This window comes from Chitinophaga cymbidii, from assembly GCF_007992715.1.
GTDB classification, from domain to species: domain Bacteria; phylum Bacteroidota; class Bacteroidia; order Chitinophagales; family Chitinophagaceae; genus Chitinophaga; species Chitinophaga cymbidii.
In genome coordinates this window covers 168102-182301 of record NZ_BKAU01000007.1, presented here as the reverse complement: position 1 = coordinate 182301, position 14200 = coordinate 168102, and the positions used below count along the sequence as shown (strand labels likewise).

11 protein-coding genes are annotated in these 14200 nt (G+C 53.9%); 3 read left to right on the top strand and 8 right to left on the bottom strand.

The window, feature by feature from the left end:
- Positions 1–13 precede the first annotated feature (13 nt).
- Complete coding sequence (gene pdhA, locus CCY01nite_RS24875; protein WP_146867387.1) at positions 14–1006, bottom strand: pyruvate dehydrogenase (acetyl-transferring) E1 component subunit alpha; 993 nt, start codon at positions 1004–1006, stop codon at positions 14–16.
- Between the two features lie 134 nt (positions 1007–1140).
- Between pdhA and recF the strand changes: the two genes are divergently transcribed.
- Entirely contained in the window at positions 1141–2217 is a 1077-nt protein-coding gene (gene recF / locus CCY01nite_RS24870) for a DNA replication/repair protein RecF (protein WP_146867271.1), read from the top strand.
- Between the two features lie 7 nt (positions 2218–2224).
- On the opposite strand, the gene CCY01nite_RS24865 is transcribed toward recF, so the two are convergent.
- From CCY01nite_RS24865 to CCY01nite_RS24855, 3 genes are all read right to left on the bottom strand, one after another.
- Positions 2225–2386 (bottom strand): DUF1328 domain-containing protein, encoded by a 162-nt coding sequence (locus tag CCY01nite_RS24865; protein WP_146867270.1) that lies wholly within the window; start codon positions 2384–2386, stop codon positions 2225–2227.
- Positions 2387–2459: 73 nt separating this feature from the next.
- On the bottom strand, positions 2460–3116 hold the full coding sequence (locus CCY01nite_RS24860; protein WP_146867269.1) for an NADPH-dependent F420 reductase: 657 nt from the start codon (positions 3114–3116) through the stop codon (positions 2460–2462).
- A 51-nt stretch (positions 3117–3167) separates the two neighbouring features.
- Positions 3168–3905: a menaquinone biosynthetic enzyme MqnA/MqnD family protein gene (locus tag CCY01nite_RS24855; RefSeq protein ID WP_146867268.1), complete on the bottom strand. Its 738-nt coding sequence runs from the start codon at positions 3903–3905 to the stop codon at positions 3168–3170.
- A gap of 93 nt (positions 3906–3998) precedes the next feature.
- Between CCY01nite_RS24855 and purB the strand changes: the two genes are divergently transcribed.
- Positions 3999–5339 (top strand): adenylosuccinate lyase, encoded by a 1341-nt coding sequence (purB, locus tag CCY01nite_RS24850; protein ID WP_246130042.1) that lies wholly within the window; start codon positions 3999–4001, stop codon positions 5337–5339.
- Between the two features lie 43 nt (positions 5340–5382).
- Here the strand turns inward: purB and CCY01nite_RS24845 are convergent, their stop codons facing one another.
- From CCY01nite_RS24845 to CCY01nite_RS24835, 3 genes are all read right to left on the bottom strand, one after another.
- The gene (locus tag CCY01nite_RS24845; RefSeq protein WP_146867266.1) at positions 5383–7746 is read right to left on the bottom strand and encodes a TonB-dependent siderophore receptor; all 2364 of its coding nucleotides are present in this window, start codon (positions 7744–7746) and stop codon (positions 5383–5385) included.
- A 178-nt stretch (positions 7747–7924) separates the two neighbouring features.
- Positions 7925–8800 carry an FKBP-type peptidyl-prolyl cis-trans isomerase gene (locus CCY01nite_RS24840; RefSeq protein ID WP_146867265.1) on the bottom strand — a complete coding sequence of 292 codons (876 nt, stop codon included), beginning with the start codon at positions 8798–8800 and terminating at the stop codon, positions 7925–7927.
- 62 nt (positions 8801–8862) lie between these two features.
- On the bottom strand, positions 8863–9867 hold the full coding sequence (locus CCY01nite_RS24835) for a DHH family phosphoesterase (protein ID WP_146867264.1): 1005 nt from the start codon (positions 9865–9867) through the stop codon (positions 8863–8865).
- A gap of 196 nt (positions 9868–10063) precedes the next feature.
- On the opposite strand from CCY01nite_RS24835, the gene CCY01nite_RS24830 reads away from it, so the two are divergent.
- Positions 10064–10480, top strand: a complete 417-nt coding sequence (locus CCY01nite_RS24830) for a nucleoside-diphosphate kinase (protein ID WP_146867263.1) — start codon at positions 10064–10066, stop codon at positions 10478–10480.
- 80 nt (positions 10481–10560) lie between these two features.
- On the opposite strand, the gene CCY01nite_RS24825 is transcribed toward CCY01nite_RS24830, so the two are convergent.
- Complete coding sequence (locus CCY01nite_RS24825; RefSeq protein WP_146867262.1) at positions 10561–14013, bottom strand: pyruvate carboxylase; 3453 nt, start codon at positions 14011–14013, stop codon at positions 10561–10563.
- Positions 14014–14200: the final 187 nt, after the last annotated feature.

The window sequence follows — 14200 nt, the reverse complement described above, 5'->3', positions numbered from 1 at the left end:
AGGTTACTTTTTATTAGTCCATAATAAAAGGATAATCCTCCTGTGTGTACACGTCTTTCAGCAGTTCGTCGTCTGAAGGCCAGGGGCTTTCTTCTGCGAATTTCACGGATTCTTCCACTTCTGCCTTCACGCGCTCGTTGATAGCTTCGATCTCGGCATCGGTGATCCATTTATTATCTACCAAAGTTTTCAGCGTAACGGTAATGGGATCTTTCTCTTTATATTCTTCTACTTCTTCTTTTGTACGGTACTTGGCGGGATCGCTCATGGAGTGGCCGCGGTAGCGGTAGGTCTTGATCTCCAAGAGGGTCGGGCCGCCGGCTTCGCGCGCGCGGGATACTGCCCGCTGGATGCCTTCGTGCACTGCCTCGCAGCTCATGCCGTCGATAGAATCGGCGGGCATTTCGTAAGCGTCGGCCAGTTTATAGATGTCCAGTACGTTGGAGGTACGTTCTACTGAAGTGCCCATGGCGTAGTGGTTGTTCTCGCAGATGAAAATTACGGGGAGCTTCCACAGCATGGCCATGTTAAAGGTTTCGTGCAGCATACCCTGGCGGGCAGCGCCGTCGCCGAAGAAACAAAGCACCACATTGTCCGTATTCAGGTATTGCTCCGCAAATGCGAGCCCTGCGCCGGTGCCGATCTGCGCGCCCACGATACCGTGACCGCCGAAGAAGCCATGTTCTTTGGAGAAAAAGTGCATGGAACCACCTTTACCTTTGGAACAGCCGGTTGCTTTACCGTACAGCTCGGCCATACATGCCTTGGCGGAAATGCCTTTAGCGATGCCCAGGGCGTGGTCGCGGTAAGCAGTGATGAACTTATCACCAGGTTTGGTGGCTGTCATGGCCCCGGCAGCGATCGCTTCCTGGCCGATATAAAGGTGACAGAAACCACGGATCTTTTGCATCCCATACAGTTGACCGGCCTTCTCTTCGAAGCGGCGCAGTAACAGCATTAATTCATACCAGTATAGATAGGTCTCTTTGGTGAATTTCGTCTTCACGTCTGTTAAAGTTTGCACTATTTCTAAATTTGTTCGCAAATATAACAGGAAAATCTGCAAATTCAAGCAATTTTGCGGAAGGATGTAGAGATACGCAATGGATTGCGGCTCTATATGTTAAAAATTATTTAAGCTTGTTATCGGTTTCGAAAATATCACTTACCCAATTCAAGAATTACTCGCACCGTGTTTTTCACTTTTCCACGCGGATCGTAGGCATCACCGGCCGGAACGGCTCGGGAAAAACGAACCTGCTCGATGCGATCTACTATCTCTGTTTCACCAAGAGCTATTTCAGCACCGCGGAACATCAGAACGTGCAGTATGAAACGAACGGCTTCCGGCTGGAAGCGCTCCTCCACCGGCATGCCAAAGAAGAAAAAGTGGTTTGCACCATGAAGGAAGGAAAAAAGGAGATCGCGATGAATGATGAGGGGTATGAAAAGTTCTCCCGCCATATCGGGCAGTTTCCCGCTGTGATGATCGCGCCGGACGACGCCGAGATCATCCTCGGCGGCAGCGAAGGCCGGCGGAAGTGGCTGGACGGCCTCCTCTCCCAGCTGTCCCCCGGTTACCTCGACCATCTCATTGCCTATCACAAGGTGCTGCAGCAGCGCAACAGCCTGTTGAAGACCATGCAGCCGATAGACGCCCTGCTGGACGTGTTCGATGAACAGCTGGTACAGCACGGCACCCCGGTGCACGAAGCCCGCAAAGCCTTCCTGGAAACCTTTATCACGCAGGTGCAGGACCGCTACGATTATCTCGCCGGCAAACACGAAGTGGTGGCTTTCCGCTACCAGAGCCAGCTGCTGGAAACTCCCCTCGCCACCCTGCTCGCCGCCAACCGGCTGCGGGACAAACAGATGCAGCGCACCACGCAGGGCATTCACCGCGATGACCTGCTGTTCCTGCTGGACGAGCACCTGATGAAGAACAGCGCCTCCCAGGGGCAGCGCAAAAGTTTCCTGTTCGCCCTCAAACTTGCACAATACGAGGCGATCCGTGCCCACAAGCAGTTCCCCCCCATCCTCCTGCTGGATGATGTGTTCGAGAAGCTGGACCAGGAGCGGGTTTCCCGCCTGATCAAACTGGTGCAGGGGCCGGACTACGGACAGGTATTTATCACCGATACACATGAAGAACGGCTCCGGCAGGCGTTTTCAGACAATCCTGATACGCTCCAGCTGATCTCCATGCAGGACGCCTGATGTGGCATTATCTTCTCATCAACCCCGCTATCAGGGATATCAGGAAGATCACGATAAAAATGTAGAAAAGTATCTTGGCGATGCCCGCGGCGCCGGCCGCAATACCGCCAAAACCGAAAACAGCCGCTACGATCGCAATAATAAAGAAGATGAGTGCCCAGCGTAACATAGTGATAGATTTTAAGGTTAAACATTCTTTCCATTCAATAAAGGCAATTATCGTTCCATAGATAATGGCACGCTTATTTGCGGAGCAGCCGGAAAGCATGATGCCATTTGCCGGTGCGGAACCCCACCGCGCTCCATATCACGTACAGGGATTCAAGGTGGCGGCTCATTTCGATGGAGCCGGTGTCCTGCACGTCTTTCCAGCCGAGGTGACGCAGCAGGTCGGAGACCGCTTTCTTGGCCAGCTCGTCGTTACCGGCGATGAACATCGTGGGCGGGCCTTCTTCGAAGGCAGGATCTGTCATCAACGCGCTGCCGGTGCTGTTGAACGCTTTCACCACATGCGCGTCCTGCAGCCAGCGCTGTACCCGTTCCCCGCCGGAAGCGGCGTTGCCCGTGGCCAGCCGGAGCCTGCCCGCATGGTCCGGGCCTTTCCCGTCCAGCGGATTTGTAACGTCTACCACTACTTTGTTCCGGAAATTCCACACCCCGGCGGCTTCAATGGCCGCCTGCGTACCGGTCCAGCTGGTGCAGAGAAATATGATGTCCCCCGAAGCCGCGGCTTCCGCGAACGTGCCCAGGCTGGCTGCCGGCCGGTTTTCCTGTATCCATTGTTGCAACTTTTCCTTGCGCGGGTCCCTGGTGCCGATCATAACGCTGTAGCCTAAACGAATGAGGCCACGCCCGAGGGTACAGCCAGCTTCCCCCGAGCCAAGGATGCCTACTTTCATACTGCATGGAATTTAGTATGTTAAGTTAAGCATAAAAGCGCGAAATAGCAGCTATCGCAGGTGGCTCAGGAATTGCTGCATGCCCTGCCGTTTGGAAGGCGTCAGGCGGTAGCTGATGCTCTGGGTGTAATAAGTGGTCAGATCGAAATCAGGGCTGGCGTTTTCCGCCACCACAGCGGGAATATTGTTCAGGCCAATGGCGTTGGCATCGTTGAAAAGCTGGATGAATTCCACCGGCAGCGGGCGGTTGCTGATCCAGGCGGCAAATACGAAGGGAAGGCTGGTAAAGCGTATCCAGGCTTCGGCCAGGTCGTAGATATAAGGCGAAACGTGGCGCTGCGCCAGGGCGCGGTCCCCGATCACGAGGCCGGCGTCCGTACCTTTGATGTTGGCCTGGTAATCGCCGGTGGTTTCCACCAGCTCCACGTTCAGCTTCCAGTGGTCGCGCACCAGTAGCTTGAGCAGCGCCACCGAAGTGCGGCTCTGGTAATCGAGATAAATGCGTTTGATCTCGTGCAGGGGCACGTCGCTGAAAAGGCAAACCGAAGAAACCGGCCCTTCCGCGCCGATGCAGAAGTCGGCAATGATGTGATGTTCTTTCATCTTGGGGATGATCGCTACCGGCACCAGGGCCACGTCCACCTCCCCGTCTATCAGCTGACGGGCTATTCTGGCAGGGTAATCCATGCTCAGCTCCATCATGTTCATCACTTTGTGGTCCCTGAAACCGTACAACAAAGGTTTCGTATTCAGATAACTAACCGCGGCTACTTTTACTTTCCGTTCCAATTTCTGTAATTTTGAGCCTGCTAAAATAAAGTAATTCCTGCATACCGGCACGCTGAAGGTAACCAGGGGCAATTTTGAAAGGATAATTAATACATGATGCAATTACAAGCTTTAACTGCTATTTCCCCGGTGGACGGGCGTTACAGGAAACAACTCGAAGAGCTGGCTCCTTATTTTTCCGAATATGCGTTGATCCGTTACCGTGTACAGGTGGAGGTAGAATATTTCATTGCCCTGGCCGAGCAGAAGCTCTTTACGCTGCCGAAAGCGAAGATCCCCGCCCTGCGCAACATCTACCAGTCCTTTACCGTGGAGAACGCCCAGCTGGTGAAGGATACAGAGAAGATCACGAATCACGACGTAAAAGCGGTGGAATATTTCCTCAAAAACGAACTGAAAGCCCTCGGGCTGGAAGACAAGCTGGAATGGGTGCATTTCGGCCTCACTTCGCAGGACGTGAACAACACCGCCACCCCCCTGCTCTGGAAAGAGGCCATCGAGCAGGTATACCTTCCCGCCCTTGCCAACCTGGTGCTGCACCTGAAAAAGCTGGCGAAGGAATGGAAAGCGGTGCCCATGCTGGCAAGGACCCACGGCCAGCCCGCCTCTCCCACCCGCCTCGGGAAGGAGATCCTGGTGTTCGTGGAACGGCTGGAAGGGCAGATCAAATTACTGGGACAGGTGCCCTTTGCCGCCAAATTCGGCGGCGCTACCGGCAACTTCAACGCGCATCATGTGGCTTTCCCCGCCATCAACTGGGAAAAGTTCGGCAACAAGTTCGTGAACAACACGCTGGGCCTGCAAAGAATGCAGTACACCACGCAGATCGAGCACTACGATAACCTCGCCGCGCATTTCGATACGCTGAAAAGAGTGAATAATATTTTGGTGGATTTTTGCCGCGATGTGTGGACGTATATTTCGATGGATTACTTCAAGCAGAAGATCAAAAAGAACGAAGTAGGCTCCTCTGCCATGCCGCACAAGGTGAATCCCATCGATTTTGAAAATGCCGAAGGCAACCTTGGCCTGGCAAACGCGCTGTTCGAACACCTGAGCGCCAAGCTGCCGGTTTCCCGCCTGCAGCGCGACCTGACGGATTCCACCGTGCTGCGTAACGTGGGCGTTCCTGTGGCGCATTCCCTGCTGGCTACCAAATCCATCGAAAAAGGGCTGGGCAAGCTGATCCTGAATGCCGCGAAGCTGGAAGAAGACCTGAACAACAACTGGGCCGTGGTGGCGGAAGCTATTCAGACCGTTCTGCGCCGTGAGAACTATCCGCAGCCGTATGAAGCGTTAAAAGAGCTGACCCGCGGCGGTGAAGGCATTACGCAGAAAACGATGAACAAATTCATTGACGGACTGAAGATCAGCGCGGCGCTGAAGAAAGAGCTGAAAGCGATCACACCGCATAACTATACAGGTATCCACTGACGATAAAGAAAAAGGTTGGCGATGAGCCAACCTTTTTTATGTTTTAGAATTTGTATGCGACGCTGAAGCGTATATCCCTCGGCGCCTCGGCCTGCCAGTAGTAGTACGTGCCGTAGTCCGCGCCGGTATACAAATATTCATCCAGGATGTTGAACACATTGGCGGTAAGCCTGATCTTGTTCTTCTCCCAGAAAAGGCCGCCATCCAGCCGGAAATAATTGGGCAATGCCATGCGGCTCGGCTCTTCCGTCCATGACCAGGAGCTTCGTTCCGCCTGCCAGCTGAAACCGGCGGCGATGCCCGCGCCTTTCAGCGCGCCGCTTTGCAGGGTGTAAGTGAACCAGGTGTTCAGGTTGTGTTTCGCAAAACCGGCGATGCGCGTGCCTTTGGCGATAACGCTGCCATAAGATTCGCCTTCCTTGCTCACATAAGAATCCGTGAAGGCATAGTTTGCCACCACGCTCAGGCCATTTACTACCTCTCCCATCACGTCCACTTCAACGCCTTCCGCCCTGCTTTGCCCCAGTTGCTGTACAATGGGATTGGCCGGTGTGCTGTTTGGGTCGGGTGACAGCTCGTTGTTCTTGATGATGCGGTAAGCGGCCACAGAAGTGCTCAGCTTGCCGTCAAACCAGTTTTTCTTGATACCGAATTCGATATTGTTGCCGGTGATAGGCTCGGGCGTTCCGCCGGTGGCGAGCAGGCCGGTTTGCGGAATGAAAGACTGATCATACAGCGCATATACGGAAGTGCTGCGGTCGATGGAAAAGCTGATGCCCGCTCTCGGCGTGAAATGCCTTACGATCACGGTATCATCCTGTTTTACATACGTATACCGTCCGGCGAGCGTCAGCCGCAGTTTGTTGTCGAAGAAACCCAGCTCGTCCTGCAAGTACAGGCCGGTGTAGGATTGATTCACGCGGGATACCGCTCTTTTGGAAAGGCTGGTGGTGCGGTCGAACACCGGGATGCCGCCGATGGGCATGCCATAGTTGGGGTTGTGTGCGTTGAAATATCCGTTCACGGAATCCAGCTGGTAGCTCTGCCCCCAGTCGTACAGCCCTTCTTTCACACCCACATCAAGACCGCCCAGAATACGGTGACGGACAGCGCCGGTGGTTACATCACCGTTTACAAATGCCTGTCCGTACGTGTTTTTGAGGTCCGCGTCAAATGCGTAGAGGCGGCGGATGACGTTACCGTCTTCCAGCACGGCGTCCGGCCAGATGTCGCTGGAACGTTGCTTGAAATTGAAATGCGCGATCTGTGCGGTCAGCTTCCAGTTATCGTCCAGCTGATGCTGCAGGTTCACGAAAGCGCTGTGCTCATTGACCGTGTTGGGGTCGATGGCGGGGTTGGAAAAGGAGAAGTTCCGGGGATAAATGGCATAACCTTCGGTAGCAAAAACGTAGGCGGAGCCGATGTCTGACATGGTCACATGCTGGAAGGTGTATTCCGCGGTGAGCAGCGTCTTTTCATCCAGCTGGTAGCTGATGACCGGGGCGATGCTGTAGCGGTCGTTGAATTCGTAATCGCGGAAGGAGTTTTTGGTCTGCCCCATCAGGTTCAGGCGGTAGAGGAGCTTGCCGGGTTTGTCCAGCTTGCCGTCCAGGTCCAGCGTAGCCCTCATCAGGTCGAAGCTGCCGTAGGTAACGGTGGCCTCTCCTTTCTGAATGCCGGTGGGCTTTTTGGTGACTACGTTATAAATACCGGCGGGTTCGCCGTTGGACATCATGAAGCCGGCGGGACCTTTTACAAATTCGATATGGTCCACGAAGCTCATGTCTTCCGTAAGCGGTCCCCAGTCGGACGTGATGTTCACGCCGTTCCGGAACGCGGCCAGGCGGCCGCCGCGGGCGTTGATGCGGGTATAAAGGTCGCCCCAGTGTTCGAGGCGGGTGGCGCCGGCAACATTTTTCACCACGCCGTCGCTCATCGAAATGATGCTCTGGCTGGCCAGCACTTTATTGGTCACTACCTGCACGTTTTGCGGCAGCTCCAGCAAGGGCGTGGCTACGCGGAGGGACTGCGAGGTGCGGTCTGCCTTGAAGCTGTTCCTGTTGCCGGTGACAATGATGCCCTGCAGTTCTCCTACCTGCAGGCTGATCTGCATGGTCACCTCCGCGGACTGGTTATTTTCAACGGTCACCTGCCGGCGTACTTCCTCGTGATTGCGGAGGTTGATCAGCAAGGTGTAGTTGCCGGCTTTGACGTTTTTAAATTGAAATACGCCGTCGTGGTTCGAAACGGCGGTGGCGCCGGTTTCGGTCAGTTCAACGGTGATGCCGGCAACGGGATTGCCGTCGGCGGAAGTAACGGTGCCTGCAATGATGCCGCCGCCTTTCTGTGCGAATGCGAAAGTGGTGGTCAGCAGGCAAATGAGTGTGAGCAGTATATTTTTATTCATCCTGATGATGTTTATCTGAAATCTGCGCAAAGGTCGTGGGTAAGTGCGCGGGGAGTTTACGCGATCAGGTAATTGATTTACGCGATGCGGAATTTTTTGGGGATGGGGCGCAGTGGGGATCGAGCGCAATAAAAAAGGGCTGCCCGGTGTGGACAGCCCTGTATATGAACAATTTGCCTTATTTAGCGGGAGCCGGAGGCGGCGGAGGAGCAACCGGAGTTTCAGCGGGTTTGATGTCCAGCAGTTCAACGGTGAACACCAGTACGCTGTTCGGTTTGATCATCGGGGGGCTGCCGTCAACGCCGTAAGCGAGTGAGGACGGGATCACCAGGGTGGCTTTGGAGCCTTTTTTCAGCTCGGCGATGCCTTCGTCCCATCCGGGGATCACACGGCCCTGACCAACAGGGAACGTGAGCGGCTGCAGCGGCATGCCGGGGCGCAGGGTGGTATCCTGGTTGGAATCGAACATGGTGCCGTCCAGCAGTTTACCGGTATAGTTTACGGAAACAATATCGCCTGTTTTGGGCTTGTCACCGGTACCTTCCTGTGTTACAGCAATGTGAACGCCGGAAGCGGTCTTGGTGGTGTTCAGCTTGTTTTTGTCGATATATTCCTTGATCTCTTTTTCTTCTTTTGCGTTTTGTTTAGCCTTGGAGTACTTGCCTTCCACGCGGAAAGCGATCCTCATTTTGTCGCCTTTTTTAGCGAACATCGGCATCTGCGGCAGTGAATCCACGGGGAGCACGAAGGTGGCGCTATCGCCTTCAGACAGTTCCACGAAGCCGTCCATCAGGTCCAGTTTGTCTTTGGACTTGGTGATGTTGATGGTGATGGGAACGCCTGCTCTTTCCTTCCTGGAATCCATGAGCAGTGAATCGTTCAGATAAGTGGAAAAGTGCATCAGCACCGTATCTCCTTCTTTCAGTTTTTCACCCTTTCCTTTTTCGTCAATGGTATAATCAATACCACCGGGTGTTTTCCTCGGACCGCTGGAACCGCAGCTTGCCGCGAGCAAGCCCAGTGATGCAACAAGTAACAGATTGTTCTTTTTCATTACTTAATTTTAGATTTTTTTACGGGTTTGATGTCACCTTGCGGCATCATCGGTTTTGTTTTCTACTGCAAAAGATCTTCATTCTCATGCATGGCCTTCAGAAAGCGTTGTACCGTTCTATCCAGTGAGTCCGAGCTTCTGCCGCCGGATGCATTGAAGTGGCCGCCGCCTTCGAAATATTTACGCGCGAATGTGTTTACGTCAAAATTGCCCTTGGAACGGAAAGAGAGCTTCACCTCCGAATTCCGGTCAATGATCAGTGCCGCTAATTTAATGCCTTGAATGGACAAAAGGAAATTTACCAGCCCTTCCGTGTCTCCGGTCTGCAGATCGAACCTTTTCAGGTCGCTGTAGGGGATCGCCATCATGGCGGTATTGGTTTCGTAGAACACCTCCATGCGGTTCAGCAGGCTGTGGCCGATGAAGCGCAGGCGGTTTTCGAGGAAATTGTCATAGATCGCCTGGTGGATATATTCATGTTCCAGCCCCCTTTCCAGCAGGTCTGCCACCATCCGGTGCACCCGGGCGGAGGTGGAAGCGAAGCGGAAAGAGCCGGTATCGGTCATGGTGCCGGCATAAATGCACTGGGCGATGTCATTATCAATGTAATGTTCATCCCCGAGGCGGTAGATGATCTCGTAAATGAGCTGTGCGGTGGAAGCGGCCGTGGTGTCGCTGAGGCCGTAATCGAAGTCCGGCTGCGGCTCCAGGTGATGGTCTACCAGGATCTTGATGCAGTTCAGCTTTTCCAGGTAGGGCTCCATGTTCTTGGTACGGCCCAGGTGGTTGAAATCCAGGCAGAAAAGCAGCTCCACCCCGTCCAATGCTTTCAGCGATTTGTCCAGCGCGGATTCAAAATCCAGCACATTTTCGCTGGCGGGCATCCATTTCAGGAAATCCGGGAAATTGGTGGGTGAGATCACGGTAACATCGTGCCCCTTGCGGCGCAGGTAATGGTATAGGGCCAGGGACGAGCCCATGGCGTCCGCATCAGGTTTCTGATGCATGGTGATCACCACTTTTTTGGGGCTTTCCAGTAATGGCTTGATTTCCTCAATCGGCTTCATTCAAAAACTATAATATTATAAGATACAAGCGGTTAAATCACTGCCTGGAACCGTTTATGCAAACGAAGTGCGAAGTTCTTCATTTGAGCCAGAATTTCAAAATTTTTTACTGCTAAACAAAAACTGTTTACTTTTGCGCGCGAAACAGGCCCCGGAGGGCTCACTGCAGTTAAAACCTAAACGACTAATCTTCAATATGAGCAACAGAACATTTACCATGATCAAACCCGATGCCGTTCAGAACGGTCATATCGGAGGTATTCTCGACAAGATCTGCGCAGCAGGTTTCCGGATCGTAGCTATGAAGCAGACAAAGCTGTCCGCCGAAAAAGCCGGCGAATTCTACGCGGTGCACAAGGAAAGACCTTTTTACGGCGAGCTGGTGGAATTCATGAGCAGCGGGCACATTGTTGCGGCTATTCTTGAGAAAAGCAATGCTGTGGAAGATTTCCGCAAGCTGATCGGCGCTACCAACCCCGCGCAGGCCGAGGAAGGCACCATCCGCAAGATCTACGCCGAATCCATCGGCCGCAATGCCGTACACGGCTCTGATTCCGATGAGAACGCGGAGATCGAAGGCAACTTCTTCTTCAGCGGACTGGAGAAATTCTGATATACCAAAGCCAGTAATATTGAAAAAGGGTGTTCCGGACTACGGAAGCACCCTTTTTTATGAGCAGCCGTTAGAAAATTCTATTCCATCTCCACCACCAGGTCATCCTGCTGTACCATCGTGCCCTCGCGGAGGTGAACCGTCTTTATCCTGCTCTCACGTGTAGCCGTTACGGTTGTTTCCATCTTCATGGCCTCAATGATGAACAGCGGCGTATTGGCGCTGATGGTATCTCCCGCTTTTACGAGCAGCCTGGAGAGTTTTCCCTGCAGCGGGGCGCCCACTTCACTGGCGGGATCGCTGACCTTTTTGTTCACCGGCACTTCGCTTTTCACCGCTTTGTCCCTCACCTGCACCCGGCGGGCATAACCGTTCAGCTCAAATACCACGGTGCGCATGCCGCTTTCATCAGGCGGCATGATATACAGCAGTTTTACGATGATGGTCTTTCCCTTGCCCAGCGTGATGAGGATCTCCTCGCCCAGGCGCAGGCCGTAAAAGAATGCCGGCGTAGGAATGGCTTCCACGTTGCCGTACACCATCGCATGCTGGTAATATTCATCGAATACTTTCGGGAACATGTGATAGCTCAAATAATCCAGGAACTCCGCCAGCGGGTATTTCAGCTGGAAGGCGGCAAAGTCGCTGTCAAAGTCTACCGGTGGCAAATGCTCGTTGGGCTTGCCTTTCAGCGGCTCCTGCCCTTTCAGCACAATGCGCTGCAGCTTTTCGGGGAACCCGCCGTAGGGAGAACCGATCTCTCCCCTGAAGAAACCCTGTACTGACGCGGGAAACGCCAGGTTGCGGCTTTCATCCATCACGTCTTCCGCGGTGAGGTTGTTGGAGGTCATGAACAGGGCCATGTCCCCTACTACCTTTGAGCTGGGCGTTACTTTCACAATATCGCCGAAGAGCTGGTTCACTACGGCGTAGTTATGCTTGATGGTTTCCAGCTTGTCCCCCAGCCCGAGGGATTCCGCCTGCTGGCGGAGGTTGGAGTACTGGCCGCCGGGTATTTCGTTCTCGTACACCTGCGCCGTGCCGGCCTTCATGTCCGATTCAAAAGGATAATAGTATTCCCGCACGTCTTCCCAGTAATTGCTGTAGGCGTTGAGGGAAGCGAGGTTCATCGGTTGGCTGCGTTCGTGGTTCTCCAGGATGGCGGCCATGGCGTTGAGGTTCGGCTGCGAGGTAAGCCCGCTGAGGGATGCGATGGCGCAGTCCACTACGTTCACGCCTGCTTCAATCGCTTTAAGATAAGTGGCGGCCTGTACGGACGCGGTATCATGCGTATGCAGTACTACCGGCAGCTGCACGGCTTCCCGCAGGGAATTGACCAGTATGGTGGCCGCCTGCGGCTTGAGCAGGCCCGCCATGTCTTTGATGCAAAGCATATGCGCGCCGGCGTCTTCCAGGCGTTTGGCAAGACTGATGTAATAATCCAGCGAGTATTTGGTGTTGTCTTTGTTGAGGATGTCGCCGGTATAGCTGATGGCAGCCTGCGCGAGGGAACTGGTATTGTTGCGCACGAAGCCGATGCTGGGCGTCATGGCGTTGATGTCGTTCAGGGAATCGAAGATGCGGAACACATCGATGCCGTTTTCCGCTGCCTTTTCAATGAACCGGGCGATGAGGTTTTCCGGGTAGGCGGAATACCCCACGGCATTGGAGCCACGGAACAGCATTTGCAGCAGGACGTTGGGCATGGCTTCCCGCAATTGCTGCAGCCTGCGCCAGGGGCACTCATGCAGGAAGCGCATGGCCACGTCGAACGTAGCGCCGCCCCATACTTCCATGGAAAATATCTGCGGGTTGTTGCGGGCATAGCCTTCGGCTACAGCGAGAATATCCTTGGTGCGCACGCGGGTGGCCAGCAGGCTCTGGTGCGCATCGCGGTAAGTGGTATCTGTAAAGTAAACGGGCTTTTCGTTCCGCAGCCATTGCGCGAACTTTTCGCGGCCCATTTCCTGCAGCCGGTCGCGGGAACCTTTCGGCACCGGCGCCAGCGGATCAAAATAAGGAATATGCGGTACGCGGAATTTTTTCCCGTCGTTCTTTTCTTTTACGTCCACATGCCCGTTCACCGTCACGTCCGCCAGGTACATCAGCGTTTTGGTGGCGCGGTCGCGGATGGGCGACAGCTTGAACAGCTCGGGATGCTTGTCGATGAAGCTCACCGTGCAGTTGCCTTTGCGGAAGGTATCGTGCGTGATCACATTTTCCAGGAAGCGGATGTTGGTCTTCACGCCCCTGATCCTGAATTCTTTCAGGGTGCGGTGCAGGCGGCCCGCGGCGCCGGACAGTGTGCGGCCGGAAGCGGTGACCTTTACCAGCATGGAATCGAAGAAGGGCGAGATCTTCACGCCGGAATAGGCGCTGCCTTCATCCAGCCGGATGCCGAAGCCTCCCGCATTGCGGTAAGCGATCACGGTGCCGTAGTCCGGCGTAAAATTGTTCTCGGGGTCTTCCGTGGTTACCCTGCACTGGATGGCAAAGCCGTTCAGCCGCACATCCTCCTGGCTTTTCAGGAATATTTCGGGGTCGGACAAATGATGCCCTTTGGCAATCAGTATCTGTGACCGCACAATGTCTATGCCCGTCACTTCTTCCGTAACCGTATGCTCCACCTGGATGCGCGGATTCACTTCAATGAAATATACTTTGTTCTGGCGGTCTACCAGGAACTCCACGGTGCCCACGTTATTGTATTTCACTTCACGGGCTAACGCCAGCGCATATCCGTAAATCTCGTTCCTTGTTTCAACCGGCAGGTTCGGAGAGGGCGCGATCTCCACCACTTTCTGGAAACGGCGCTGCACGGAGCAGTCGCGTTCATACAGGTGCACGATGTGGCCGTGATTGTCGCCCATCAGCTGCACTTCTATGTGCTTGGGCTCTTCAATGAATTTTTCTATGAAGATGGTATCGTCGCCGAAAGCCTTGCCGGCCTCGCTGCGGGCTTCGATGAACGCTTTTTCCAGCTGCCCGTCGTGCTGCACTACCCGCATGCCGCGGCCTCCGCCGCCGGCGGCTGCTTTCAATATAACCGGGAAGCCTATACGATTAGCCTCTTTTTTAACGGTGTTGATGTCTTCCAGCTTCGCCTGACTGTCTTCGATCAGGGGCACTCCTATCCTCCTGGCCAGTGTTTTGGCCGCCACTTTATCGCCCAGCTGCGCCATCACCTCGTAATCCGGGCCCACGAAAATGATGCCTTCCTCCTTGCACCGGCGCGCAAACTGCACACTTTCGCTCAGGAATCCGTAGCCGGGATGGATGGCGTCCACCTGCTGCGATTTCGCCAGGTGAATGATCGCCTCCACATCGAGGTAAGGCTTCAGCGGTTCATCATCTTTTCCGATCTGGTAAGCTTCATCCGCCTTGTAACGGTGGAGGGAATAACGGTCCTCATACGTGAAAATGGCAACGGTCCTGATCCTCAATTCTGCGGCGGCTCTCAAAACCCGCACCGCGATCTCGCCCCGGTTGGCTACTAACAGCTTTTGTATCTTTTTTAGCGGTGAATCTGACATAACTGTGGTTAAATTCCGGTCAATATAGCATTATTGCTGAACTCCGGTGGGTATAAAAGTAGTAAAAGAATCACGTTTTTCATTTGTCCATTTCTAAAATTAAGCTGATTTTAATTAAATTTTTTCAATACGAATCGATTGTGTAATCGTTTTATATAAAAAATCGACCCTTTTTTCACTTTATGTA

Coding starts and splice junctions, on each gene's coding strand:
- purB (WP_246130042.1), top strand. CDS start 3,999: ATGATGCAATTACAAGCTTTAACTGCTATTTCCCCGGTGGACGGGCGT.
- CCY01nite_RS24835 (WP_146867264.1), bottom strand. CDS start 9,867: ATGAAGCCGATTGAGGAAATCAAGCCATTACTGGAAAGCCCCAAAAAA.
- CCY01nite_RS24825 (WP_146867262.1), bottom strand. CDS start 14,013: ATGTCAGATTCACCGCTAAAAAAGATACAAAAGCTGTTAGTAGCCAAC.
- CCY01nite_RS24860 (WP_146867269.1), bottom strand. CDS start 3,116: ATGAAAGTAGGCATCCTTGGCTCGGGGGAAGCTGGCTGTACCCTCGGG.
- CCY01nite_RS24840 (WP_146867265.1), bottom strand. CDS start 8,800: ATGAAAAAGAACAATCTGTTACTTGTTGCATCACTGGGCTTGCTCGCG.
- CCY01nite_RS24865 (WP_146867270.1), bottom strand. CDS start 2,386: ATGTTACGCTGGGCACTCATCTTCTTTATTATTGCGATCGTAGCGGCT.
- CCY01nite_RS24830 (WP_146867263.1), top strand. CDS start 10,064: ATGAGCAACAGAACATTTACCATGATCAAACCCGATGCCGTTCAGAAC.
- CCY01nite_RS24845 (WP_146867266.1), bottom strand. CDS start 7,746: ATGAATAAAAATATACTGCTCACACTCATTTGCCTGCTGACCACCACT.